25 protein-coding genes are annotated in these 24,878 nt (G+C 47.7%); 13 read left to right on the forward strand and 12 right to left on the reverse strand.

Annotated features, from left to right (window positions below; genetic code table 11):
• Positions 1–8: 8 nt before the first annotated feature.
• On the forward strand, positions 9–1,085 hold the full coding sequence (serC, locus tag Q0393_RS01485; RefSeq protein WP_298977343.1) for a 3-phosphoserine/phosphohydroxythreonine transaminase: 1,077 nt from the start codon (positions 9–11) through the stop codon (positions 1,083–1,085).
• Between the two features lie 415 nt (positions 1,086–1,500).
• Positions 1,501–1,740, forward strand: a complete 240-nt coding sequence (locus Q0393_RS01490) for a DUF333 domain-containing protein (RefSeq protein WP_298977345.1) — start codon at positions 1,501–1,503, stop codon at positions 1,738–1,740.
• Between the two features lie 400 nt (positions 1,741–2,140).
• Here Q0393_RS01490 and Q0393_RS01495 read toward each other — a convergent pair whose 3' ends face one another.
• The 9 genes from Q0393_RS01495 to Q0393_RS01535 form a co-directional block, all read right to left on the reverse strand.
• A complete protein-coding gene (locus Q0393_RS01495; RefSeq protein WP_298977346.1) occupies positions 2,141–2,575 on the reverse strand; it encodes a hypothetical protein in 435 nt (144 codons plus the stop codon).
• 27 nt (positions 2,576–2,602) lie between these two features.
• Positions 2,603–2,761, reverse strand: a complete 159-nt coding sequence (locus tag Q0393_RS01500) for a hypothetical protein (protein WP_298977347.1) — start codon at positions 2,759–2,761, stop codon at positions 2,603–2,605.
• Between the two features lie 178 nt (positions 2,762–2,939).
• On the reverse strand, positions 2,940–3,134 hold the full coding sequence (locus Q0393_RS01505; RefSeq protein ID WP_298977349.1) for a hypothetical protein: 195 nt from the start codon (positions 3,132–3,134) through the stop codon (positions 2,940–2,942).
• Positions 3,135–3,453: 319 nt separating this feature from the next.
• Positions 3,454–3,957: a flavodoxin family protein gene (locus Q0393_RS01510; protein WP_298977350.1), complete on the reverse strand. Its 504-nt coding sequence runs from the start codon at positions 3,955–3,957 to the stop codon at positions 3,454–3,456.
• Complete coding sequence (locus Q0393_RS01515) at positions 3,954–5,168, reverse strand: radical SAM protein (RefSeq protein ID WP_298977351.1); 1,215 nt, start codon at positions 5,166–5,168, stop codon at positions 3,954–3,956. The genes Q0393_RS01510 and Q0393_RS01515 overlap by 4 nt, the downstream gene beginning before the upstream one ends.
• A complete protein-coding gene (locus Q0393_RS01520) occupies positions 5,169–5,951 on the reverse strand; it encodes an ABC transporter substrate-binding protein (protein ID WP_298977354.1) in 783 nt (260 codons plus the stop codon).
• On the reverse strand, positions 5,948–6,721 hold the full coding sequence (locus tag Q0393_RS01525; RefSeq protein WP_298977356.1) for an ABC transporter ATP-binding protein: 774 nt from the start codon (positions 6,719–6,721) through the stop codon (positions 5,948–5,950). The genes Q0393_RS01520 and Q0393_RS01525 overlap by 4 nt, the downstream gene beginning before the upstream one ends.
• Positions 6,718–7,686 carry an iron ABC transporter permease gene (locus tag Q0393_RS01530; protein WP_298977357.1) on the reverse strand — a complete coding sequence of 323 codons (969 nt, stop codon included), beginning with the start codon at positions 7,684–7,686 and terminating at the stop codon, positions 6,718–6,720. The genes Q0393_RS01525 and Q0393_RS01530 overlap by 4 nt, the downstream gene beginning before the upstream one ends.
• The gene (locus Q0393_RS01535) at positions 7,683–7,871 is read right to left on the reverse strand and encodes a hypothetical protein (RefSeq protein ID WP_298977359.1); all 189 of its coding nucleotides are present in this window, start codon (positions 7,869–7,871) and stop codon (positions 7,683–7,685) included. Before Q0393_RS01535 ends, Q0393_RS01530 begins: the two co-directional genes overlap by 4 nt.
• A gap of 371 nt (positions 7,872–8,242) precedes the next feature.
• Between Q0393_RS01535 and Q0393_RS01540 the strand changes: the two genes are divergently transcribed.
• The 4 genes from Q0393_RS01540 to Q0393_RS01555 all read left to right on the forward strand — a co-directional run bounded on the left by Q0393_RS01540 (position 8,243) and on the right by Q0393_RS01555 (position 12,807).
• The gene (locus Q0393_RS01540) at positions 8,243–10,324 is read left to right on the forward strand and encodes a carbon starvation CstA family protein (protein ID WP_298977360.1); all 2,082 of its coding nucleotides are present in this window, start codon (positions 8,243–8,245) and stop codon (positions 10,322–10,324) included.
• The gene (locus Q0393_RS01545; protein WP_298977361.1) at positions 10,311–10,526 is read left to right on the forward strand and encodes a CstA-like transporter-associated (seleno)protein; all 216 of its coding nucleotides are present in this window, start codon (positions 10,311–10,313) and stop codon (positions 10,524–10,526) included. Before Q0393_RS01540 ends, Q0393_RS01545 begins: the two co-directional genes overlap by 14 nt.
• Positions 10,527–10,904: 378 nt before the next feature.
• Positions 10,905–11,369, forward strand: coding sequence for a tetratricopeptide repeat protein (locus tag Q0393_RS01550; protein ID WP_297923898.1), 465 nt, complete (start codon positions 10,905–10,907; stop codon positions 11,367–11,369).
• A gap of 280 nt (positions 11,370–11,649) precedes the next feature.
• Complete coding sequence (locus Q0393_RS01555) at positions 11,650–12,807, forward strand: hypothetical protein (protein ID WP_298977362.1); 1,158 nt, start codon at positions 11,650–11,652, stop codon at positions 12,805–12,807.
• A 587-nt stretch (positions 12,808–13,394) separates the two neighbouring features.
• Here the strand turns inward: Q0393_RS01555 and Q0393_RS01560 are convergent.
• From Q0393_RS01560 to Q0393_RS01570, 3 genes are all read right to left on the reverse strand, one after another.
• A complete protein-coding gene (locus Q0393_RS01560) occupies positions 13,395–13,775 on the reverse strand; it encodes a CrcB family protein (protein ID WP_298977364.1) in 381 nt (126 codons plus the stop codon).
• A gap of 372 nt (positions 13,776–14,147) precedes the next feature.
• Complete coding sequence (locus tag Q0393_RS01565) at positions 14,148–14,879, reverse strand: sulfite exporter TauE/SafE family protein (RefSeq protein ID WP_298977365.1); 732 nt, start codon at positions 14,877–14,879, stop codon at positions 14,148–14,150.
• Between the two features lie 862 nt (positions 14,880–15,741).
• Positions 15,742–16,473, reverse strand: a complete 732-nt coding sequence (locus Q0393_RS01570) for a YaaA family protein (RefSeq protein WP_298977366.1) — start codon at positions 16,471–16,473, stop codon at positions 15,742–15,744.
• Positions 16,474–16,600: 127 nt separating this feature from the next.
• Here Q0393_RS01570 and Q0393_RS01575 point away from each other — a divergent pair, with 127 nt between their 5' ends.
• The 7 genes from Q0393_RS01575 to Q0393_RS01605 all read left to right on the forward strand — a co-directional run bounded on the left by Q0393_RS01575 (position 16,601) and on the right by Q0393_RS01605 (position 24,833).
• Entirely contained in the window at positions 16,601–18,310 is a 1,710-nt protein-coding gene (locus Q0393_RS01575) for an anthranilate synthase component I family protein (protein ID WP_298977367.1), read from the forward strand.
• A 288-nt stretch (positions 18,311–18,598) separates the two neighbouring features.
• Positions 18,599–20,212, forward strand: coding sequence for an anthranilate phosphoribosyltransferase (gene trpD / locus Q0393_RS01580; protein WP_298977368.1), 1,614 nt, complete (start codon positions 18,599–18,601; stop codon positions 20,210–20,212).
• Positions 20,213–21,334, forward strand: coding sequence for a DNA adenine methylase (locus Q0393_RS01585; RefSeq protein WP_298977370.1), 1,122 nt, complete (start codon positions 20,213–20,215; stop codon positions 21,332–21,334). It begins immediately after the preceding gene.
• The gene (locus Q0393_RS01590; protein ID WP_298977371.1) at positions 21,318–22,493 is read left to right on the forward strand and encodes a phosphoribosylanthranilate isomerase; all 1,176 of its coding nucleotides are present in this window, start codon (positions 21,318–21,320) and stop codon (positions 22,491–22,493) included. The genes Q0393_RS01585 and Q0393_RS01590 overlap by 17 nt, the downstream gene beginning before the upstream one ends.
• Before the next feature lie 5 nt (positions 22,494–22,498).
• Positions 22,499–22,900 (forward strand): AAA family ATPase, encoded by a 402-nt coding sequence (locus Q0393_RS01595; protein WP_298977372.1) that lies wholly within the window; start codon positions 22,499–22,501, stop codon positions 22,898–22,900.
• Between the two features lie 202 nt (positions 22,901–23,102).
• Positions 23,103–23,456 (forward strand): hypothetical protein, encoded by a 354-nt coding sequence (locus Q0393_RS01600; protein WP_298977373.1) that lies wholly within the window; start codon positions 23,103–23,105, stop codon positions 23,454–23,456.
• Between the two features lie 42 nt (positions 23,457–23,498).
• The gene (locus Q0393_RS01605; RefSeq protein ID WP_298977374.1) at positions 23,499–24,833 is read left to right on the forward strand and encodes an AAA family ATPase; all 1,335 of its coding nucleotides are present in this window, start codon (positions 23,499–23,501) and stop codon (positions 24,831–24,833) included.
• Positions 24,834–24,878 lie beyond the last annotated feature (45 nt).

Here is a 24,878-nt window from a genome sequence, read left to right on the forward strand (position 1 = left end):
GAGGCAAAATGGATAGAGTAATAAATTTTAGCGCGGGACCTAGCACCATCCCGCTGGGCGTGCTAAAGCAGGCGCAAGAGGAGCTGCTAAACTACGCGGGGCACGGATTTTCGATAATGGAGATCTCGCACCGCACCAAAATTTTCGAGGAGATTTTGCATAGTGCGATGGACCACGTGCGCGATCTCTACGGCTTTTCGGATGATTTTACGATTTTATTTTTGCAAGGCGGTGCGAGCCTTCAGTTTGCGCAGGTGCCGATGAACCTATACGCGGGCGGCGTCGCAGAATACGCCAACACGGGCAACTGGACGAGCAAAGCGATCAAGGAAGCGGGCGTACTCGGCATAAACTACCGCGTGGTCGCAAGCAGCGAAGAGAGCAAATTCGACCGCATCCCCGAGGTTAAATTTTCTGACGGCGCCGATTACGGCTACATCTGCTCGAACAACACGATCTACGGCACGCAGTATCCGCAGCTGCCGCAGTGCGGCTGCCCGCTCGTAGTCGATAGCTCGAGCGATCTGTTTTCGCGCCCCGTGGATCTTAGCAGCGTGGGGATGTTTTACGGCGGCATTCAGAAAAACGGCGGCCCCGCGGGCGTTACGATGGTAGCGATCCGCAAGGATCTGCTGGATCGCGCAAACCCCAAAACGCCGATAATCCTGCGCTACAAGACGCAGGCGGATGCGGACTCGATGAGCAACACCCCAAACACCTTTGGAATTTACATGCTAAATTTAATGCTCGGCTGGATCAAGGACGAAATCGGCGGGCTCGCGGCGATGCATGAGCGCAACAAGCGCAAAGCGGCGCTACTTTATGGCGCGATCGATGCTAGCGGCGGCTTCTACCGCGGCCACGCGCAAAAAACTAGCCGTAGCCTGATGAACGTGAGCTTTAATATCGCAGATGCTGCGCTTGAGCCGGTTTTCGTCGCGCAAGCGGAGGCGGAGGGGATGATCGGGCTTAAAGGACACCGCGTCTTAGGCGGCATCCGCGCCTCGATCTACAACGCGATAAACTACGAAGACGTTGAAAAACTAGTCGCTTTTATGAGCGAGTTTGCGCGCAAAAACGGCTAGCGGCGGTTAAATTTAGGGGGTTTGAACGCGGCTCGCGCTTATAGACGAGATTGTTTAGGATCCGCGCTTGCCTTGCCGCTAAGCTGGTATTTGCCATAGTCCTCGCTTTTATAGCCGGTATTTTACGGCAGAAATAGCTTTGATGCGGCTTAGATTTCGCTGCTAGAATTTTATTGAAGGCAAAATTTTATGATGTTAAATTTTGCATTGGATGAAGTCTGGTGGCTTCGATTTTGCAGCGGCGAGCGGACTTGGCGCTACTGGGATTTATTAGGTAGGATTTAATATTTAAAACGTTATTATCGGTATTTGAGGATGAAAGGCGGTTTATTTATGTAGGCGCAGGTTTAGCGTATCTGGCGTCTAAATTTAAGCTTAACCCTAAAAACGGGCAAAATTAAACGAAAGGATTTAAATGAGTTTTAAGAGATTTTTTGCAGTAGCGCTTGCGGTGGGCACTTTCGCTTCGGTGAGCGCAGAGGCTAGCGCTGCTGGGGATTTTTGTATCAAAAATGGCGGCGAGCTGATCGTCCGCAAAGACGGCAACGGCGTGGATTACACCGTTTGTAAGCTGCCTGACGGCACTATGATCGACGCTGAAGAATTTTATAAAACAGGCGGCGATTTGAGCAAATTTAAGAGCGTAAATCGATAGAATTTTATCGCTTGCGAAATTTGCAGCAGCGAAATTCCATAAAATTCTGCGTCAAAATTCCTCTTTAAAATTTAGATAAATTCTAACTAGCAAGCGTTAGTGCAAGTAAATTATTTGGGTACCTCATACAAAGTGAGGGCAGCAGGGTGATGGAAGAAATTTAATTATCCAAACATCAACGATGTGTGGAGATTTTGCTTCAGTAGGGCGCTGAAAGCAGTGGCTACGCAAAGCAGAAATATTTTAAGTGATTTGATGCAACGCAGGCAACCTGCTAGATACTCGATTAAGACGCAGGTTTTTTTGGATATGTGATAAGCGTTTGTGCCCATACTTGTTGAATTTAAATTTTAGCCGTTCGTGGACGTCGCTCGCTTCCTTTTTTTGAAAGACTCAAATTTTAGTCGCTCGTGGGCGCCCATTCGCTTCCTTTGCCCGCGTAGTTTGGATACTGCAAGTACACAGGTAGCAGGTAGTCGCAGTTGATCGAATAGTACGCCTCGCCGAGCACCCATAGCTTCGCATCGAGTTTAGGCGTATCTATCATCCACTCTGTGATCGCCTCATAGACGGCGTCCGCAAGCCCATCTTTGTCATGCGCGAGATCAAAGCTCTCCTGCACGCGCGCGGATTTTATTTCGCCAAGCATTTTTAAAAGCTCGTTCTTGCCTAGAAAATCGGCGAAAATTTTTAAATTTCGAACGTACGCTAAAGCTAAGCTCTTAAGCGCTTCGCCACCAAATTTCGGATCCTGCGGCGGGCAAAAATACCTGGGCGCCACGCCTCGACCAAACGTCTCTCGCGTCCGCTGCGCCGTGACTGCGTAGATCGGCATTATGCGCGCTTGCAGCTCGGTGCCGTTTTACAGCGGCGCAAACACCGCCTCGACGCCCGCACCCTCGGGCATAAAGCACTGAAAAAGCCCATAAAGCTTATCCTGCAGATCGATCTCTTCGCAATCTAAGCTTAAATCTATCCCCGCAGCCTCGTTAATGCGACTAGCGTACTCGAAATTTCTCATCTTCGCCCTTTTAAATTTTGACCGTCAAAGCGTTTGGGTGGAATTTTACCTAAATTTTGCGCATTTGCCGAATTAAAATTTATGTGCGATGAGACTTTTGTAGAATTTAAAATTTAGCGGTTCGGTTTGGGTTCAGTACTGCGACAAAGCGGCGGAGCGATTGGCGGCGTTGAACAGGTTATCGTGCCGGCAGAGCGGTTAGCATGGCGGGCGGCTTATCATACGGCGGTGGATGGGTATCGCGCGGCGGGAGAGCGGCGTCTAACAGCGGCACATACGGCACATGACGACAGGGGTAGCCGATGATCGCGACCGCACGCTCGTGCAGCAGCTTGCTCGCAGAAGCGAGTTTTTCGCGCTCAGGCCGTCGCAAAATGGCGGGCGGTGTATTGGATAATGGCGGCTGCTGCAGTACTCGCAAGCAGCTCGTTCGTAAAAGCGCTTTTCGCGCTAAGAGCACGCATTGCGGCGCAAAGTCGGCGGCATTATTCGATTCGTTGCGCGCGAAATGAAATTTTATCGTTTAAATTCTAGAGCAAAACCTGCGCCTGCAGCGGCAAATTTACTTGTAGGAATGAAATTTATCGTCCAAATTTAGTAAAAGATAAAATTCCAAACCGCGCATTAAGTAGTATGAAATTTTATTTGGTTTTATTTCGCCGCGCAGCGGTTTGCACGGCTTGCTTTAAATTTTATTCTATCCCCGCGAAGGCTGCCTTCGCGTCCGCCAGATCCTTCTCGTCCGGGTGCTTCGCAGCCTCCGCCCAGCGTGCAAGTCGCTCGGGGGTGATAGGGTGGGGCGAGTTGCCGCCGGCCGCCATTTTGCGCATCATTTCAAGTAGATTCGGATCGATCGCGCCTTGGCAGGCAAACTCCATTATGATCTCATTGCCGTTTGCTTTAAGCCCCTCTTCAAAGGTATCCAGGCACTTGCGCGAATGCTCGCCGTCTGGCTCTGCGCCCAGAGTCATGAAAACGCCAAGCTTCTTGCCGTGAATCTTGCGTAAAAAGCGCATAAATTTTGCTTCGGCTTCGCCCTTATCGACGTAAAAGCCCAAGGCTATGAAGTCGTAGTCATCGACCTCGCCTTCAAAGTCGCGGAAATTTAGACTCTCGCAGCCTAGTTGCTCGGCGATCGCGTCGCCCACTTTTTTCGTGTTACCCGTTTGCGAGGTGTAAAGCACGATTTTTTTCATACAAAGTCCTTTCTAATGATGTTTGCTATCTCTTCGTTGATGTTGTTGCCCCAAAAAATTCCGTCCAAGTTCAAGACCGATTTTTCATCCTTAAGCTCCAAAAGCCCCCAACTTTGAAATTCTTTGAGCTTTTGTACTACTTCGTCGTAAATATTCGCGCTTAGGGCCTTTTTTAGCTCGTTTAAGCTTACGATCGGGTATTGAAATAGATTGCTTAGCACGCCGTATTTTGCTTCGCGCTCATCGATTCGCGAGATCATCTTGTGTCCCGACACGCCGTAAATTCCGAAGCCCGCTACGTGTCCGCCCGCGCCGTTGCCGATAGGCAGGATATCCGTGCCCTTGTGGCTTAGCTTGATGTAGCCGTAGTTATCGCGACCTTTTCGAGCAAGCTTAGTAAGCTCCAAAACCTCGAAATTCCCGCTTTGCAGCAGCGCCTCTGCAAAGGCATGGTGCAGCTTTTTATCAGTCGGCAGATCGTAGTAGGAGGTGTCGATCTTTTTGGATAGCTCCGAGCCATCGAAAAACATCAGCGAGTAAAAGCTGGCGCTATCAAGTCCTAGCTCATCTACGTAGCGCGCGTCCTCTAGCGCTTCCTCCACGCTTTCGTTCGGGAAGTTGTAGATGATGTCGCAGCAGAGCATGCCGTCAAATTTTTCTCTAAGCTCCTTTAGTCGCTCGATCGCTCGAGCGGGCTTATGCACGCGGTTTAGAAGCGCGCGCCCCTGTCTGCTGAAGGTCTGCACGCCGATGCTAAAGCGGTTTACGCCGAAGCTTTGCAGGGCGAGCGCTTTTTGCGTATCTAGATTATGCAGTGTGGTCTCTATGCTGATCTCGCAGTCGTCCGCGATCTTAAAATTTTTATGCAGCGCGCCTAGAACCTTTTCGAAGTGCGTCTCGCTAAAGACGCTCGGCGTGCCGCCGCCGAAGTAGATGCTTTTGATCTTTTTGGTGTCGAAGTAGGGCATCTCGCCGTAGTCTTTGATCTGGCGTATCAAAAATTTAGCGTATTCGTCCAGCTCGTCGCCGAGTTTGGAGCGCATCATCGAACAAAACGAGCAGATGTTGTCGCAAAAGGGCACATGCAGATAGATCACGCAGTCGCTGTCTTTTGAGGGCTGCTCCAGCGCGTCGAACAGCTCGTTTTCGCTTGCGGAAACGCTCTCGAAAAGTTTGGAGCGGTGGTGGGATTTAATGCGTTCTTTAAACATCTATTTCGTTGCCTCCGCGTAAATTTCATCCACCGTCTCGCCGATCTGCGGGCTGCCCCGTAAGATAAGCGTCGGAGCCTTTAAAATTTTGCCCGATTTTACGGCTTTGGTATTTTTAAGGATCGGATTTGCTTTTAAAAAATCCTCTGTCTCGCCGCCCACAACTACGATTATATCGGGGTTTTGTTCTAAGATGTATTCGGCAGATACCGAAGGTGTGCTGCCTTTTAGGCCGTCTGCGATATTTTTGGCGCCTAGGCGAGCGAAGATATCGCCTACTAGGGTTTTGTCGTTAAAGGCCATAGTGGCGTTTGAACCGAAAAATAGCGCTACTTTTTTGCCGCGAAGAGCGGGTTTGTCTGCAAAAATTCCATCCATCCGCGCGCAAATTTTATCCGCCTCGCTCTGTTTTTTTACGATTGCGGCGACCTTTTTTACGTTTTGGCAGATCTCTGCGGTGGAGTTCGCATCCATCGCAAGGCTCTTAAGTCCTAGCTTTTTTAGATCCTCGCTAACGCCCGCGGAGTGAAAGCTCGTGATGACCAGATCGGGCTTAAGTTCGACGATCTTTTCCATATTCGGCTTGACATAGGTGCCTACGCTCGGTAGTTTCGCGGTTTCTGCCTCCGGGCGGATCTTGCTCATCGAAGTGGTGGCGATCGCAGCGATCTGATCCTGCGCCCCCAAAGCGTAGATGATCTCGACCGCAGCGGGATCAAGTACGACTAGACCTTTGGCGAATACAAAGCTCGCCGCAGTCAAAGCTATAAGAATTTTTTTCATAATTTCTCCTTTTTGGGTAGTATAAATTTTACCCCGTTTTCTTCTACTATTAAGGCGTCAAAGCCGTAAATTTCTTTTATGATCTGCGGCGTAAAAAGCTCGCTCGCGCTACCGCGATACCTCACTGCGCCGTCTTTTAGCATCAAAATTTCATCGCAAAACAGCGAGGCTAAATTTAGATCGTGCAGCACGATGACGCTCGTTAAATTTAAAGAGCGCGTCAGGTTTTCGCAGATGCTCATCGCCTCGATGGCGTAGTTCATATCAAGCGCGCCCGTGGGCTCATCGAGCAGTAAAATTTCAGGCTCGCTGACGAGCGCTCTGGCAAGCAGCACGCGCCCGAACTCCCCGCCGCTTAGCTCAAATGCGCTGCGATTTAAAAATTTCTTCACGTCCAAAAGCTCGGCGATTCGCTCTACTTTGTCGCGGTCGCTGGCATCGTAGCCGCTAAATGCGCTTTTTAGGCGGCAAAATCTGCCCGCAAGTAAAATTTCATTCACGTTTAGTGCGGCTGCAAGGGCTGTTTTTTGCGGCACGAAGCCGATGAGCGCGGCAAGCTCTTTGAGGCTATATTCGCTTGCTTTTTTGCCGTTTATTTCGATGATCCCGCTTGCGGGCTTTAAAATTTGCAATATGTTTTTTAGCAAGGTGCTTTTGCCGCAGCCGTTAGGACCCAAAATCCCGTAAAATTTACCCCGCTTTAAATTTAACTCGATGCCTCGCAAGATCGCCCGCTTGCCGTAGCTGAAGTTTAGCGCCGAAATTTTCATGCATGCTTCCTAAACGCGAGGTACAGAAAAAAGGGCGCGCCGAAAAAGGAGGTCACCACGCCGATCGGAATTTCTACCGGCGAGAGGGCGTTTTTAGCGATTACGTCGCAAAAAACCAAAAAAACTCCGCCGGTAAGCGCGCTAGCAGGGATCAGAACGGCGTTGCTCGCCGTATGAAGCGCCATGCGAAGCGTGTGCGGAATGATGAGCCCCACGAAGCCTATCATCCCCGTAAATGCGACCGAAAAGCCGATGATGAGCGAGGAGACGATGAGTAGGCTCTTTTTAGACTTCTCGACGTTGAGTCCCAGCGATTTCGCCTCTTCGTCGCCGTTTAAGATGATATTTAGCTCGTGGCGCTTTGCGTAAAAATACGCCATGCAAAATAGCAGCGGCGGCAGCAAAAGCGCGATCTTTTGCCAGTTTGCTCCGCCTAGATAGCCCATCATCCACGCCGTAATCCTAAAGCTATCCTCTCCGATTAGATAGACCGCGAAGGATGTAAATGCGCCCAAAAAGGACGACACAGCGATACCTACGATCAACAGAGTCGAGATCGAGCGAGTATGGGCCGCGAGCTTAAAGATCACGAGCGAAAGTCCGCTGGCGGCCAAAAACGCGAAAATTCCGTAAAAAACGTCGCTAAGCCCCAGCAGGTAAGCTATGACCGCGCCGAAAGTCGCTGCCGAGGCGATGCCGATGATGTAGGGATCCGCAAGCGGGTTTAAAAATACGCTTTGCACCACCACTCCCGAGGTTGCCAGCAGCGCGCCTATTAAAATTCCAAGCACGAGGCGCGGCAGGCGCATTTGCGTTAGAATTAGCTGCTTGGTCTCGTCTATCTCGCCGAAGGTGAAAAATTTTACGATGTCGCCCAGCGAAATGCTCGCTCCGCCGCTACTTACGGCTACTAAAGCAAGCAATATGAAAGCTACGATTAGAAAGAGATAAAATTTAAAGCTCATAGCCCACCAGGCGAACTATACGCGCAGATTTCGTCGCGGCGGATATTTTTAAAATTTAAACGGCGCCAGGAATTTATGCGCGCGGAATTCATGAAATTTTCACGGCTGGTGCCATCATTTTTGCAGCTTGCATAGCTTTTGATATGGGCGCGCAAAAATACATAGCCGCACACTTGATCCGGCATAAATTTCCTCCTAAAAGTATTCGCGATTTTTATTAAGAAATTAAAATCGTTATCATGGGATTTTATCGCTTGATTTCTTAAACCGCGATAAATTCTATAACGGCCAAGAGCTGCGGGGTTAAATTTAGGGCGATTTATATCAAAATTTAGCGTGCCACGCAGCGGCATTTTAAATTTAAAATTCAAAATTTAGGTATTAAATTTAGACGCCGAAAGAGCTCTTTTTAATTTTGCAATTCAGCTTAAATTATAAAAACGTCGATAAAATACGCGCTAAATTTTATTTAACGAGCCCGGCTTTAAAGCCGCAAGCCGTTTTATTAAAACGACGAACTGCGCCAAAGCCGCTCGCTAAGCTTTGAGGAGTGGGTATGAAATTTTGGCAAAAGATCCTTTGGGCGGCGGTCGCCGTCATAGGGGCGTGGTGTTTCGGCGTGCTTGCGCTAAATAAAGGCGAGAGCATCAGCGCCGTCTGGCTCGTAGTAGCCAGCGCGTGCATCTATCTGATCGGATACACCTTCTACGGGCGCTTTATCGCGTATCGCGTCTTTGAGCTGGACGATCGCCGCGCAACTCCTGCGGTGATCCGAAACGACGGACGCGATTACGTCCCTACGAACAAATACGTCCTTTTCGGCCACCATTTCGCCGCTATCGCGGGCGCCGGACCGCTCGTAGGTCCCGTAGTGGCCGCACAGATGGGCTATTTGCCCGGCACTATTTGGCTTTTAGTAGGTGTCGTGCTCGCAGGCGCGGTGCATGATTTCATCGTGCTCGTGCTATCTACGCGACGCGGCGGCAAGAGCCTCGGCGAGATGATCAAAGATGAGATGGGTAAGCTCACGGGCGGTATCGCGATGATCGGGATTTTTTTCATCATGCTGATCATCGTAGCGATCTTGGCGATGGTCGTCGTAAAGGCGCTCGCAAACTCGCCCTGGGGGCTTTTTACGATCGCGATGACGATACCGATCGCCGTATTTATGGGAATTTACATGAGGTTCTTGCGCCCGGGCAAGGTCAGCGAGGCATCGATCATCGGCTTTATTTTGCTAATGCTTTCGCTTTGGGGCGGGCATTACGTCTCGATCGATCCGTACTGGCACGATGTCTTTTCGCTAAAGGGCGAGACGCTCGCGCTTCTTACGATCGGCTACGGCTTTGTAGCGGCTATCTTGCCCGTGTGGCTGCTGCTTGCGCCGCGCGATTATCTAAGTACTTTCCTTAAGCTCGGCGTCATCATCGGTATGGCGGTTGCGATAATTTTCGTCGCACCGGAGCTTAAAATGCCCGCTACGACGAAATTTATCGACGGCACGGGTCCCGTTTTTGCAGGCCCGATATTTCCGTTTTTGTTTATCACGATCGCATGCGGCGCGATCTCAGGCTTTCACGCGCTGATCTCCAGCGGCACGACGCCGAAGATGCTCGAGCGCGAAACCCACACTCTTTTCATCGGCTACGGCTCGATGCTTATGGAGAGCCTCGTTGGCGTAATGGCGCTTGTGGTTGCGTGCATCCTAAGCCCAGGCGAATACTTCGCTATCAACTCACCCGCCGCGGTGCTGGGCAAAGACACGGTAAGCGCCGCAGCGTATATAAGCTCTATCGGATTTAGCATTACGCCCGAGCAGATCGGCGCCTTGGCTTCAAACGTCGGCGAAACCACGATGATGAGCCGCACGGGCGGCGCTCCTACCTTTGCGATGGGACTAACGATGCTGCTGCATCAGATCATCGGCGGCAAGGAGCTAATGGCGTTTTGGTACCATTTCGCGATCTTGTTTGAGGCGCTGTTTATTCTCACAGCGGTCGATGCGGGCACGCGCACGGGGCGCTTTATGGTGCAAGAAATTTTAGGCAACCTCTATAAGCCCTTTTCCGATACCAAAAATTTCCTCTACGGCATCATCGCGACGCTGATCTGCGTGGCGGGCTGGGGCTATCTGCTCTACAGCGGCGTTACCGATCCTATGGGCGGAATTTACACGCTGTGGCCGCTTTTCGGCGCGTCCAATCAGATGCTCGCGGGCATCGCGCTGCTGCTTGCGACGGTGGTGCTTTTTAAAATGGGCAAGCAAAAATACGCCTTCGTTACGATCGCTCCCGCAATCTGGGTGCTTATAACCACGCTTTATGCGGCAATCTTAAAGCTTATGCCGGCTAACGGCGAGCGCGTACACGACGCGGTAAGCCACGTGGCTATCGCGCAAAACACCGCCGCCAAGCTTGCTAGCCTAAGCGATCCTGCGGCGATCGAAAAGGCGCAGGCTATCATCAGAAACAACGTCATCGACGCCGTGCTATGTGCTCTTTTCGTCGTCGTTACGATCGTAGTCATCGCCCAAACGATAAGGATGTGCCTTAAAATTTCAAAAGGCGGCGCGAGTGAGGGATATTTCAAGCTGGCAGAAAGCGAGTACGTAGATAGGGGCGTTTATGAAAAAGTTTAAATTTAATCCGCTCGCGGCCCCGAAGGCCGTGGCGAGGTTTTTGGCGCGCGCAGATGCCGCGCTTGCGCCGCTCATCGGGCTCGGCGATTACGAGGGCTATCTGAGCCATTTCAGAAGCGCTCATCCGGACGAAGTCCCGCTGAGCAGGGCGGAATTTTTCCGCGCGATGCAAGATAGCAAGGCAAAAAACGTCAAGTGCTGATAGCGGCGAAAGGGCGCGGTCGCGCCGTACTCATCGCCGGCCCGCGACGCTTTGCCGTCATGTCGTGAAATTTCGCCGCGGATTTGAAATTTTAAATTTAGACTAGGGTGCGGATAAAATGCGCGCGAAGTTAAAATTTAGTGCGCCTCACAAACTGTCACCGAGAAAAAGTTGACTAGCGACACATAAGATCGTGAAATTTAGCACATCACACTGCGAAATTTGACGCATAAGGTTGCGAAATTTCACCGCCGCCTTATTGTTTAATTACGATTATTTGTCGCCCTTGCAGCTATTTTGTATTACCGTTTTGATAAATTACTTTAAATTTAAGCCTGTATTTCATAAAATAGCGAAATTTTCAATAAGGATCAGATCATGAAAAAAGCGATTTGGATTTTCTTAAGTGCGGCAACCCTGCTTGCTACCGAGGTGAATGTCGTTATCCAAAAGCTACAAAGCGAATGCGAGCAAAATAACACGGAAAGCTGCATTAATCTCGGGGCCTTGTATGAGCGGGGTGAGGAGGGTGTAAAGCAAGATTATAAAAAAGCAAACGAGCTATATTCCAAAGCGTGTGATTTGGGGGATAATCTAGGATGTCTTGTTCTGGGTAGTTTATGTTTGGTAGACGCGGATTATAAAAAAGCGATCGAATTATTTACGAAAGTATGCGATTCGGGCATGAGTAGGGGCTGCCGTAACGTCGGTAATATGTATGATGGTTACAGAGGCGTAGGCAGAGATGCAAAGCTCGCGAAGGAGTATTTTCGCAAAGCGTGCAATTTAGGGGATCAACTCGGCTGCGATGACTACAAACGGCTAAGCGAGCTAGGATATTAAATTTAAATGCGCGCCGAAAATTTGAAATTTTAAATTTAGATCAGAGCGCGGATAAGAGGCGGGCGCGAGGTTAAATTTAGCACGCTGCGCAAACCGCCGCCGAGAGAAATGCGGGTTAGAGTGCGAGCCTGTAGACTACGAAGTCATATTGCTAAACAAAAAAGGCGAGCCGCTAAAAAGCCTTAACAAAGCGGCAGACGAGGCACAGATAATGCGCGGAGGATTTCAAATTTAAAGCAAAATTTTACGCTTTTTAGGTGCAATGAGGTAAAATTTAGATATGAAAACTTTTATAAAAATTTTAAAAATTACCGCCTTGGTCGTGAGCGTTGCGTGCGTGCTTTTTGTGCTATATATATTTGTGATTTTAAATTTGCTTTTTTCATCCGATACGCCCGAGGGTTGCGATCCTAGTATGCCCACTAGCGCTTGCGATTATATCGATGAAAAATTTGAAAAAGAGCTGCAAAATTTGCCCCCAGTCGCCGCTTTGCCTAGTCTAGAAAAAAGGCCCGTATTTTGGCTAGGCGAGAAAAAATTCGCAGGAGGTGCGAAGTTTGATTATCTATACATTAAGGACGATTTTGGGGTCTGGCTTAGATACAAAGATAATGACAGCGATGACTTTTTGCTACAAAAAGATATGCCAGAGCGCTACTATGGATACGATGAGATCGATCGTTCGCCGGACGAAAGGTGGGTAAGTAGAGAGCTTGGATATTATAGCTACGGCATCTACGATATTTCGCTTTTTGAAAATGAAGCCAAGATATTTTCTCAAACGGCGCATAAGGTCGTGAGGAAATTTATCGGTTTCTTTAATCTACACTCTATGAGGGGCACCTCTTTTGCAGCTCCGCAAGGCACCGAGGAAAATTTAAACGCTATAAGCGAGCTTCAAACTCCGCTTGCGGATTTTCCGCAAAAACCGAACTACTCTGCGCTTGGTTGGGCTGATAAACCAGAAGCCAGAGGCTATGTCGGAGATGAAATAGCCAAAAAGCTCGCTCGCAACGTCTTTGAGATAGAGGGCGATGGGTGGCGACAGACCATCCGTATAAACAGCCGCGCCAAAGATATAAAGGTAATCTGCGGAGATGAAATTTGCCTCGCGCTTGCCTTTGATGAGAGCAAAATCAATAGCTGCGATAACGGCGCTGCATCCACGGCAATTTATACGCTAAATTTAAAGCAAAAATTTAGCAATTTTCATACGCTTACTAGTAGGAATTTTAACTACGTAAAGCTCGGCGATAAATATACTTTAGACGACGTGGAATCCTTTAAAATAGTTTTATCGAGATTCAGATATATTGAGGGGTATAACAAGGATCGCGAAATCACGGACTACGAGGTTATCTTGCGAAATAGCGAGGGTGAGCAGGTCAATGAAATTTGCAGAAATGAAATTAAGAGGGCTCGCAGTCGCTTGCGATAAATCTAAGATAGCGCTGCAGGATTTGGCACATAAGATCGTGATTTCGGCGCGCTTTAATTTAGCTTCTAAAATTTACGTGAGAATTTTAAAATTCTAAGCTTCAAGCTTTAAAATTTGTCCGCGGAGCTTTTAAAATTTATCGCGCGGCTTAGGTTTATTTTATCCGCGTCAAGATAGCGAAATTTTTAGGGCGTCGCGATAATTAGGCGCAAGATAGCGAAATTTCACAAAGCTGCGGCAAACAAGATACGCAGAGAATGCACGCAAATTTCAAATTTATCTGGATTTTGCCAGCCTGCCCGACGCCGAGCACCATTATTTAGCTACAATCCCTCTCGCTCGCTTTACTTTTCGCTCGTCTTACGATTTGCTCGCCTTATAATTCCTGCTTGATATTGCACTTTGCGAAACTACTTGCTGCGCGCCCTTTCGCAAAACTGCACGGCGTGTGGGATTGTGCCCATCGCTCGCAGATTTTACAGCATATGCGCGCGATAAAATTCCGTAGCGCAGGCACTTTCAATAAATTTTGATTTAAAAGCGCAAACATAGAGGCGATTTAAATTTAAAGCTCACGTGCTCCACGGCTAGCCTGCAAGCGCTCTGCCCGCGAGCAGCCCAGCATAGCAAAACAACATACAAACGCATACGCTTAAGACCGCGTTTAGCACACCGATAGCAAATTCTCGCGCCAGCAATAATTGCAGCGTATCGTAGCTGAACGTAGAAAATGTCGTAAAGCCGCCCAGTGCGCCTGCGATAAAAAATACCCGCAGGCTCTGCGTTAAATTTAGTGCGAGTAAAAACCCTATCAGCAAGCTTCCCAGTGCATTCACGCAAAAAGTAGCGATCGGAAACGCGCTCCAAAATCCGGCGCGGTCCATTGCGCGCGCGATCGCTCCGCTTAAGCCTACTCGCGCCATCGCGCCTACACAGCCGCCTAGCCCAGCTAAAATCAAGTTCGTCAATCCAAGTCCTTTTAAAATTTGTAAATTTTATTTCGCCATCTAACCTCCATAGGACGAAAGATGTGCGACTTCGCTATTTTAACGCGATTAGTTAAAATTCTGCGCTCGCGCTTTTTGAAATTTCATTTTAAAATTTTACTTGCGCGACGAAACGCGACGTTTTACGCGCCGCCGCAAAACGGCGATCAAACGCGCGCAGTGTAAGAGGACGACAAAGCAAAACCAAGAGATATAAAAGGGCGGCGTAGCAAAACGGCGCACATAGAATCGCTCTGACGTGCCCGTAATAGGCGCCCAAACCGCGCTTGTAGCAAAACCGAGGCAAGGCAAAACTATAGCGCGGCAATCGCTACAGCGCTACTACAGCGGGCGCTACTGCAGCACCTTTTTTAGCGCCAGTGCAAATAGCACGACATAAAGGACGAGCAGCCATTTTTTCTGCGTTTCGCGCTTTGCACGGCGAGCCTGAGAGGTGCCGAAATACACGCCCAAAAGCCCGCCCACGGCTAGCAGCGCGCCGCGTTCGTAATCTACGTGGCCGTTGTACGAAAGGCTCAAAAGCGCGCTGAATGAGCCGAAAACGATGAAAAATAGCCCCATGCAGACCGCTCTTTTGATATCGACGCCCAAAAATCCAACCAAAATCGGCGTCAGAAATACCGCGCCGCCCACGCCCATGCTAAGCGCGATCGCGCCGATAGCAAAGCCGATGAAAAATAGCACCGCGCCGTGGGGATTTGCATTGCCGCCGCTTGTTACGTTCGTGCTAAAGAGTTTAAGAAATGAGATCGCAAGCGTCAGCAAAAGACCGATCTCAAGCACGATTTCTGGCGAGTATTTTACGATGAAGCCCGATATGCTCGCGCCGCACAGCCCTCCGAGCCCCACCGCGATACCGCTATCTAGACGGAGTCTGCCCGCGCGGTAGTTCAGATATGAGCCGAAAAGCGAGACGATGAACATCTGCATCACCGAGATGCCCGCGGCGGTCTTGACGTCGTATCCCAGAGCCATCATCACGGGCATTACGACCGTGCCGCCACCGATACCGAAAAAGCCCGATATGAAGCCCACGACGACGCCGACAAAGGGGAGTTCTAGCATTTTTGATCCTTAAAATTTGAAGCGAAGTTTATAGCTTTAAAATTTAAAGCTTGCTAAATTTGCGGAATTTTGGATTTGGCAGCGCCAGATTTGTGAGATTTCTAGGCGAGGGATTTTGATTGTAGAATTTCAGCTTGAAATTTATGCCCCAAATTTTGGTTTGAAATTTTATCTGGAGTTGGCTTGGCTTAAAAGTTTACAAGCAGAATTTTGGCTCGAAATTTCAGCGCGCGATTTGCAAAATTTTAAAATTTACGAGATTTTAAGGCGTGGAATTTCGGCTTGAAATTTTATGCAAATCAGCCCGCCTGCGTTTGTTCGCATTGCAGTCTGGCGGTAGAATTTTAGATCGAAATTCTGCGTCTAGACTGTGGCGGTTTAGCGCAAATTTGAGATAAAATTTTACGTTTAGATCGCGGCGCAGTATTTTTGCCGCGATTAAATTTCGACGGAATTCTATCGCGACGAAATTTTATACGGCAAAATCCTGCAAAGTAAAATTTTAGACAAAATTCTACGGCGAAATTTATGCGCTCTGTATTCTAAAAATTGCCGCAAAATCGGTGTAAAGTCACGATAAGATCGTCGTAAAATTTTATGCGGAGCGCGAATTTTTTGCAAAATTTACGACGAAATTTCACCGCCAAAAGCTCGTTCAAAGCTCGCCAAAAGGGTGCAAAAAGACTAAAAGCCGCCGCAAAATCCTCGCGATAAAATTCCGCCCGCAAATTTCTCTGGATAAAATCGCTTTGGATGGGGCGAGATTTGAACTCGTGGCAAATTTTACGAGCTAAATTTTACGCAAAAATCCGCATTGGACCTGCAAAATTTATCGTAAATTTCTCCGAGCAGTTTTCGCGCCTTATGAAATTTCCAGCACGATCTCTTTTTTTAGTCCGATCTGTTTGATCTCGAGCACAGAAGCGCCGCCTAAGCGCAGCGCAAGCACCTCAGCCTCGCTGCAAGCGCCTGCTAGGGCTATTTCACGCAGCACCTTGCCGCGCCAAGCTTTGGCGTAGTGGCTCAGTACCTTGCCGCCTTTGATGAAACTAAAACTCAGATATTCGCGCTTCATCTCATAAAATTTTTCGTAAAATCCCGCACGCAGATCCACGACGCACTCATCCGCCAGATACCGATCCAGCGCGGCGGAGAAGCTATCGCGATAAAATTTTGCCGCGTCTATGCCGCCGAATTTCTCGCCCTGTTTTAGCTTGTAGTTCGGCAGCGCGTCACCGCCCAGCACGGGGCCGAAAAGGTTTGAAAAAATTATCGTGTTTCGCTCCGCAAACTCCTGCGCGCCGGGGCTTAGCGACGCGTAGCCTAGGGCGCGATACGCGGTGCCAGTGTAGCGCAAAAGCGCCTTCGCGCAGCCTTTTTCAAAGATATTTTCGCGCAGGGCCGTGTCCCATTTTTTTAGCCCTAAAAGCTTGCAAAGCTCCGCCTCGCTTGCTTTATCCACGAAATCCGCATAAGCGCGCAGCATCTGCAGGCGCTTTTCGTAAAGATCTGCAAAGATGAAATTTCGCTCGCAAATGCGCGTACTGCCGCCCAGCTCGCTTTTCATCTCGCTTGGGGAAAATAAAATTTTCATACGCTCTCCTTGAAATTTGCTAATTTTACTAAAATTTTGCTTGTATTCAAGCCCGCTTAAGCTCGCGCCGCCCGCTCAAATTTAAGCTAAGCAGCGTATAATGGCGCTAAAAATTCCAAGGACGAAAATGCTTTTAGAAGAGCCGCTGTTTTACTACCGCGAAATTTTAAAGACGCATCCGCAAAGCTACCTCGCAGAGGACGACGCTCAGGTCATCATCGGCATCGATTGCGATTATTTCGACGGATTTAAGATGAGTTTTGAGGCTTTGAGGCTTAAATTTGATGGGGTAAAGGGCGCAAAAGCGGGCGCAAGCGAGTTTAAAAACGCGAGCTTTGCAGGGCTTTTCGGCGTTTTGGGCTACGACATCGTGCGCGCGTTTGAAAATATCGGCGCGCCGAAGCAGGCGCTGTATGACTTCCCGCCGTTTTTTTACGCCGACGCTGCAAACTATCTGCACTACGATAAAATCAGCAAAATTTACGATTTTTACGGCAAAGATGCCCAAATTTACGAAAGCCTGCGCGGGCTTAGCCCGCAGGCTTCGCAGCAAGCCGCCGAAGCGGAAGGCACGCCGCAGAGCGCCGCAAGAGCGGACGCTGCGATAAAAGACGGATCGAAATCGCAAGACGCGTCTGAGCCCGAGCCTCAGAAAAAAGAGCTTAAATTTAAAATTTTAACTGATCTGGGCGCCGAGGAGTCGCATTTTAGCGCGATGGTCGAAGTCGCGAAAGAAAAGATAAAAAGCGGCGACGTGTTTCAGGTCGTGCTAGGCGAAATTTTAGAAGTCGGCACGAATCTGGGCAGCCTGGAGTTTTACGAGCGGCTCAAAAAGAACAATCCGAGCCCCTATATGTTTCACTTCCCGACGCCGTACGGCTGCGTCGCGGGCTCCAGTCCCGAGCTCATTATGGAGATCAAAAAGGACGAAATTTTCGTTGCTCCCATCGCGGGCACGCGCAGCAGAGGCGCGAATGCCGAAGCGGACGCGGCGCTTGAGCGCGAGCTTTTAAGCGACGAAAAGGAGCTTGCGGAGCATCGGATGCTGATCGATCTAGCTCGCAACGACATCGGTAAATTCGCTGCGCCCGCCTCAGTGCGGGTGCAAAACGCGATGCGCGTCGTGCGCTACGAAAGCGTGATGCACATCGTAAGCGAGGTCTACGGCACCAAACCACGCGGGGTAAGCGCGTTTGAGGTGCTTAGCACGATCTTTCCTGCGGGCACTCTAAGCGGCAGTCCAAAGATCCGCGCGATGCAGATCATAAACGAGCTGGAGCGCTATGAGCGCGGCATCTACGGCGGCGGAATCGGATTTTGGCGCTTTAGCGGCGACGTAATGCAGGCGATCTTGATCCGTTCGGCGATATTCGTAAATCGCTACGCGCAAGATTCCTGCTCGGACGAGGATTTTAAACGAAATTCCAGCTTAAATTTAGACGCTGTTTGCAGCGGTGAAAATCCCGAAACGACGGAGCTTTGCGACGGTGAAAATCCCAAGACGACGGGGCTTTGCGGTGCTGCGGCGCAAAAGGGCAGCGGAGAGGCGCAAAATTTAGCTCGCGCAAGCGAGCGCGACGCGAGATTAAATTTAAAAACTCGCGCAGGCTGTGGGGCGCTAAATTTAGAAAACGGGAGCTTTAACCGCGCGATGCGGTTTGAGGCTGCTAAATTTAACGCGGAAAATTTCGGCTGCGAAGGGCTAAGCAATCTCGTATTTATCGGCGCGGGCGCGGGTATCGTTTACGACAGCTCGCCAAAGAGCGAATACGCGGAGATCTGCAAAAAGCGCAAAAGCCCGCTCAAGGCGATCGAAGAGCTATGCGAGGAAGCTTAGACGCTTTAAATTTAGCTAGCTTGACGCGCCGCTTTTCGGTGCGAGTTTGATTCGGCTAAATTTAAAGCGTGTTCGCTGTGAGAGCGTTAAAATTTACGGCTAGCTTCATTCTGCATCGTAAAGCGCGCAACGTCGCGACAGATGCGGTAATGTCGCAGACGACGCGGAATTTTAATTTAGCCCGCTAGCGGCGTTAAAGCGGCATCGGATTTGCTCGCCGCAAAGCGGCTAAATTTAAACTATTTAGAATTTTAAAGAGGCGCAAACGCCCTAAAAAAGGATAAAATTTTGATTTTAATGATAGATAATTACGACAGCTTCGTTTTCAATATTTATCAATACATTTTGGAGCTCACGGGTGAGGAGGTGCGTTACTTCCGCAACGACGAGATAACGCTGCAGCGGGTGCGAGAGCTTGCCCCGTCGCACATAATCCTAAGCCCCGGGCCAAATCACCCAAAAGATAGCGGCGTTTGCTTAGAGATTTTGCGCGCGGATCTGGACGTGCCGATTTTAGGCGTGTGCTTGGGGCATCAGGCGATCGGATATGCGGCGGGCGCGAAGATAAAGCAGCTGGATGTACCGCTGCACGGCAAGAGCTCGGCGATCGAAATTTACGCAGATGGAGTGCTTTTTAGCGGGCTGCCGCGTAAATTTGAAGTGATGCGCTACCACTCGCTTTATGTGGACGAAGCGACGTTGCCGCGCGAGTTTGAAATTTTAGCAAAGAGCGAAAATGATGGCGTTATAATGGCGATGAAGCACCGAAATAAGCCGGTTTTCGGCATCCAATTTCATCCCGAGAGCTTTTTTACGCAATACGGCAAAAAGATCATCGAAAATTTCATCAATTACGGCAAAAAGATAATTTTAAAGGAGAAACTCGTGATAAATTTCGCCCCGTTTATGTTGAAGCTACAAAAGGGCTTCCCGCTAGACAGCGACGATTACGCCGTCATTTGCAAGGCGCTTTACGAGCAGGATTACGACATCGTGCAGCTTGCGGGGCTGCTCGTGCTGATCAGCGAAAAATCGCTCTACCCAAGCAGCCTCACGGCGCTCGTGCGCAGTATATTAAAATACTCGATCACCTACGACGATCCGAGTCCGATGTTTGACATCGTGGGCACGGGCGGCGATAGGCTAAAGACGATCAATATCTCCACGACCGTGGCCTTTATCGCGGCAAGCTTCGGCGTGCGCGTCGCCAAGCATGGCAACCGCGCGATTACTAGCAGATCGGGCAGCTCCGATGCTCTGGATGCTCTGGGCGTGCCGCTACTTAGCGATCTTGCGCAGATTAGAGCGCTGCTAGATCGCACGGGGCTAGCGTTTTTTCACGCGCCGTTTTTTCACAAAATCACCGCCGAGGTCAAAGAGGTGCGCAACCGCCTAAAAATTGGCACCGTCTTTAATATAATGGGACCGCTTCTAAATCCGAATTTAAGCCTAAGCAATCAGATCGTAGGAAATTATCTGGAGGAAGTAAACGGGCTCATCGCCGAAACGCTGATGATTTTGGGGCGCAAGCACGCTCTGGTGGTGCACGGCATGGACGGCATGGACGAGATCAGCCTGTGCGACGAGACGCTAATCCACGAGGTCAAGAACGGCAAAATTTTAGAATACCGCGTAAATCCCGAGCAGTTCGGCTTCGCGCGAGCGTTTCACAGCGATATCGAAGGCGGCGACGGCGAGGCTAATGCCGAGATTTTAAAGCAAATTTTAAAAGGCGAGCTAGACGGACCGAAATTTGACATCGTTGTGCTAAACGCGATGTTTGCGCTATACTGCGCCGATGTCGTGTCAAGCCCTGCGGAGGCTAAGCCGCTCATTTTAGAGGCGATCAAATCGGGCAAAACGTGGGAATTTTACGAAAACTACTTAGGAGCGAGAGCTTAGATGACTAGCGGCGAAAAGAGGGAGTTTTTAAGCGAGCAGCTCATCAGCTATCTGGGCAACAAGCGCTCGCTGCTAGCGCCGATAGAGCGGGCGATCTGCGAGATTAAGGCGGAGCTTGGGCGGGACAAGATCAGCTTCGCGGACGTTTTTAGTGGCAGCGGCATCGTCGCGCGACTGGCTAAAGCGCACTCAAACCTCGTGATCGCAAACGACCTGGAGGGCTACTCGCGCGCGATAAACTCCTGCTATCTTTCAAATTTCAGCGACGAGCTGTGGCGAGACTTGAGCGAGCTGCACGCTGAAATTTTAAGAAATTTTACGCCGAAGGAGAGCTTTTTTAGCGAGCTGTACGCGCCGAAGAAGGATGAGAATATCAAGGCGGGCGAGCGCGCTTTTTACACGCGCCGAAACGCCCTGATTTTGGGCGGGCTTTGCGAGCAGATCGATAAAATCCCACAAAAATTTCGCGATTTTTTCACCGCGCCGCTGCTTAGCGAGGCGAGCATCCACTCAAACACGGGCGGCGTTTTTAAGGGCTTTTACAAGGATAAAGCGGGCGTGGGCAAGTTCGGCGGTAGCGGCGAAAACGCGCTAGCTCGCATAATGGGCGAGATTTCTTTGCGCCTGCCCGTGCTTTCAAATTTCGCCTGCGAAAGCGTAGTCTTTCAAGAGGACGCCGCGCGCTTTGCACAGAGCGCGCGCGAGCGTTTTTCGCAGCTTGACGTCGCGTATTTTGATCCGCCCTACAATCAGCACCCCTACGGCTCGAACTATTTTATGCTAAATTTGATCACGGATTTTATAAACGATGGCAAGCGCCCAAATGCTGCGGGGCTTAGCAGGGTCTCGGGAATCCCTGCAGACTGGAACCGCTCGGCTTACAACAAAAAATCAAGTGCTGCGGAGGAATTTTTCGCGCTGCTGGCGGAATTTCCAGCGAAATTTTTAATAATCTCTTTTAATTCCGAGGGCTTTATCTCGAAGGCGGAATTTTTAAAAAACCTCGCGCACATCGGCTCTGTGCGCACGATAGAGATCCGCTACCCGACCTACCGCGCGAGCAGAAATTTAAGCGCGCGCGAGCTTTACGTGACGGAATTTTTATATGTCGTACAGAAGTAGGATCAAAATTTGCGGCATCAAAAGCGCTGCCGAAGCCCGCGCGGTGCTGGCGTGCAGCTCGGCTTTCTGTGCAAATTTAGAGCGTGCGGACGGCGCCAAAAATTTACCGCAATCGGGTAGTGAGAGCTCAATAAAAAATTTTAATTTTTGCGGCGAAAATTCTGGGCGGAATTTTAATTCGGGCGCCGAGAATTTTACGCGAAATTTCAATTCTGACGGCCAAAATTTTGCGCCAAATTTTAATCAGGGCGGCGAGAATTTTACCTGCCGCGCACAAAATCATGCAAATTTTACGTCCGAGCAAAATTCCGATTGCGATAAAAATTTTGGCAGCGATTTGCGAGGCCAGGGCGACGGCTCAGGCGCGCGCGTGGAATTTTTAGGCGTAATTTTTGTGTCAAGCTCCAAGCGCCGCGTTAGCGTAGAAACGGCGCGCGAGATTGCACGCATCGCGCATAAAAACGGCGCAAAGTGCGTCGGAGTCTTTGCTTTGAGCTCCGAAAAACACAGCGCCGCCGCGTGTGAATGTAAAAATTTTAGCGGCAAAACTCGCGGCGAAGAAATTTGTGAAAATAAAATTTACGCGGGCACTAGTGGAAGCGTAGAATTTTATGAAGCCGCGGAATTCTGCGAAAAGCAGCGCGAGGATTTGAGCGTAAATTTAAACGCAAACCCTGACGCACCTGCTTCGATAAAAGATCTAAATTCTGAAATTTTTGGCGCGGAAACTTTAAACGAGGGGCAAATTTTAAAAATTTGTGAGATTTGTGAGCTAGACTGCGCTCAGATTTATGGACGCATAAGCGCGGATTTCAAAGCGCGCCTTAACGCGGCGGGCATCGAGGCGTGGCAGGTGCTAAGCATTGGCGCTGAGATGCCGCTGCTTGAGGGTTTGAGCTGTGATCTAGTGCTATTTGATACTAAAGGCGCAAATTTGGGCGGCAACGGTATCAGCTTTGATTGGGATATTTTGCGGAGCGTCAAATTTGACTTCGGCATGGCGGGCGGTATCGGCGAACATAACGCGTGCGATGCGATCAAATTTAGTCCGCGAGTGCTCGATCTAAACTCAAAAGTCGAGGACGAAAACGGCATAAAAGATATGCGAAAAATAGAGAGAATTTTAGAGGTTTTAAAATTTAACAATACATTGGAGTAAATAGAATGTTTAGTAATTTTTGTGGCATAAAAATTCAGGGAAAGTGCTTTCAAAGCGAAGTAAATTTAAATTTTTTCGAGAAAGAGCATCATAGGTTGTGTTTGATCTATGGCAAAAACGGAAGCGGCAAAAGCACTATTTCCCAAGCTTTTGATGCCGTCAAACACAACAGTCAATCTCTTATTGCTAGTCAAATTATAGACAAAAGCGGCGCAGCAGTAGATTTAACAAACGAAGATCAGAAAAATAATATTTTCGTATTTAATGAAGAATATGTAAATAGTAAAGTTAAAATTAAAGATAATGGTTTGGACGCGATAGTTTTACTTGGGGACGTGGCAAATATAGATAAGAAGCTTCAAAAAGCAAAAAGGATTAACAAAAAAATTAGAAGAAAGAAAAAGTAAATATCAAGAAGAGTTCCAAAAATATAATGATAGACAAAACACGGATAATCCTGAAAAATACAAGGATGATATAATAAAAATTTTAAAAGAAAAATTTGGGAACAGATGGAAACAAATAAACAATAGAGAGCGCATATCAGGTGATGTTTGTTCTTTTGAAAGTGCAGAAAATATCATAAATGCTTTTGCAATAGATGCAAATGTGAATGAATTAAAAAATAACTTTGATGAAAAACTTAAATCTTACGAAGATATCCGAAGCGATTTAAATTTTACAGAAGAGATAAAACAGCTAAATTTTGAAGATATTAAACAGCTTTTGTTATACCAAGTAGAGCAAAAACAATTAAGTCCAAGAGAAGAAGAAATAAAACGAGCTATAGCAGAAGCAGACCATGTAGTAACTAAAAATATAATGGAAAGCGATAAAGATATTTGTCCATATTGCTTTCAAAAACTAACAGACGAATATAAAAAAGGAATTTTATCAAGCTTAGAAACAATCTTTAATCCGGACATACGAAACCATCGGAGGAATTTGGAAAACAAGAAGTAGGAAATTCAGGATTCACTAAATAATTTAAAAAATTTGCCGGATATGGATAAACTAGATAAAAATTTGTTTGATACTATAAAAATGCAAATTGAAATTTGTCAAACTGAAGTCACTGAAAAACTAAATCAAAAGATACAAAATCCATTCGTCGCCCTAAATTTAGATACAAATTTTGATAACTTAGTTAATGAATTGAATCGAGATTTAGATCAGCTTGAGCAAAAAAGACAAGCTTTTATGGCACAAAAAGCTAGAGCAGACGAGCTAAAACAAGAGCTTGAAAGATTGAATAAACAAATAGCCTATTGCGAGATAAAAGATAACTTTAACTATTATGAAGAAAAGCTAAGGATTAAGCAGACTTTAAATATCAAAAAAGAACATAATGACAGACGACTGGGGTGTATAAGTAGTAAAATTTCAGAACTAAATGCTCAAAAAAAGCAGATAAATATAGCTCAAGATAAGATTAATGAGCATCTAAAATATATATTTTTTAAAGAAGGTAGGCTTGAACTTAGCGAAAATCAAGGGCAATATGTCTTAAAATCAAACGGCAATAGAGTAAAAGCCAAAGACGTCTCGACCGGCGAGCGAAACGCTATTGCATTAAGCTATTTTTTTACCGAAATTTTCAAAGGCGAGAATAGTAAGGAATTTTATACAAAACCAAAATTTATAGTTATAGATGATCCGATTTCTAGCTTTGATTTTGAAAATAAAGTTGGGATAATGTCGTTTTTAAATTACCAAATTCATAAAATTATGACCGGCTGCAATAAAAGCAAGATGATAATTTTAACTCATGATTTGATGAGCGCGTTTGATATGCAAAAGATTATAAGCAATTTGCCAAAAGTAGAATTTTATGATGAACGAGAAAATAGAAATAAGAAAGATGTTATTTTTATACAAAAAGAGCTCAAAGAACATCAATTTGTGGATTTTGGTAAAAAATATTCAGAATATAAAACTCTTTTGAACGAGATTTATGATTATGCAAATAACTCTATATCAGAAAATATAAATATTGGCAACAACATGAGAAAAGTACTAGAAACCTTTGGCACATTTAATTATCAGTGCGGTATAGAAGATATCGCAAGAGACAAGGCAATAGTAGTCAATTTAAGCCCAGAACAACAAGCGTATTTTGAAAATTTAATGTATCGTTTGGTTTTGCACGGTGAAAGTCATGCAGAGGATAAAACAAAAACTCTTGATTTTTTCTCTTGCATTAGCGAAATTGAAAAACAAAAGACTGCAAAAGACATCCTTTCTCTTCTGTACTTATTAAACAAAGCACACCTGCAAAAGTATTTACAAAAAGAACAGGTAGAAAAAATAGAGCAGTGGGTTGAAAATTGCAAAATTTAAAATACTTATCGGATAGTGCATTGTGCAAATATTATAATAGAATTA

Source organism: uncultured Campylobacter sp., from assembly GCF_938015785.1.
Classification (GTDB): Bacteria; Campylobacterota; Campylobacteria; order Campylobacterales; family Campylobacteraceae; genus Campylobacter_B.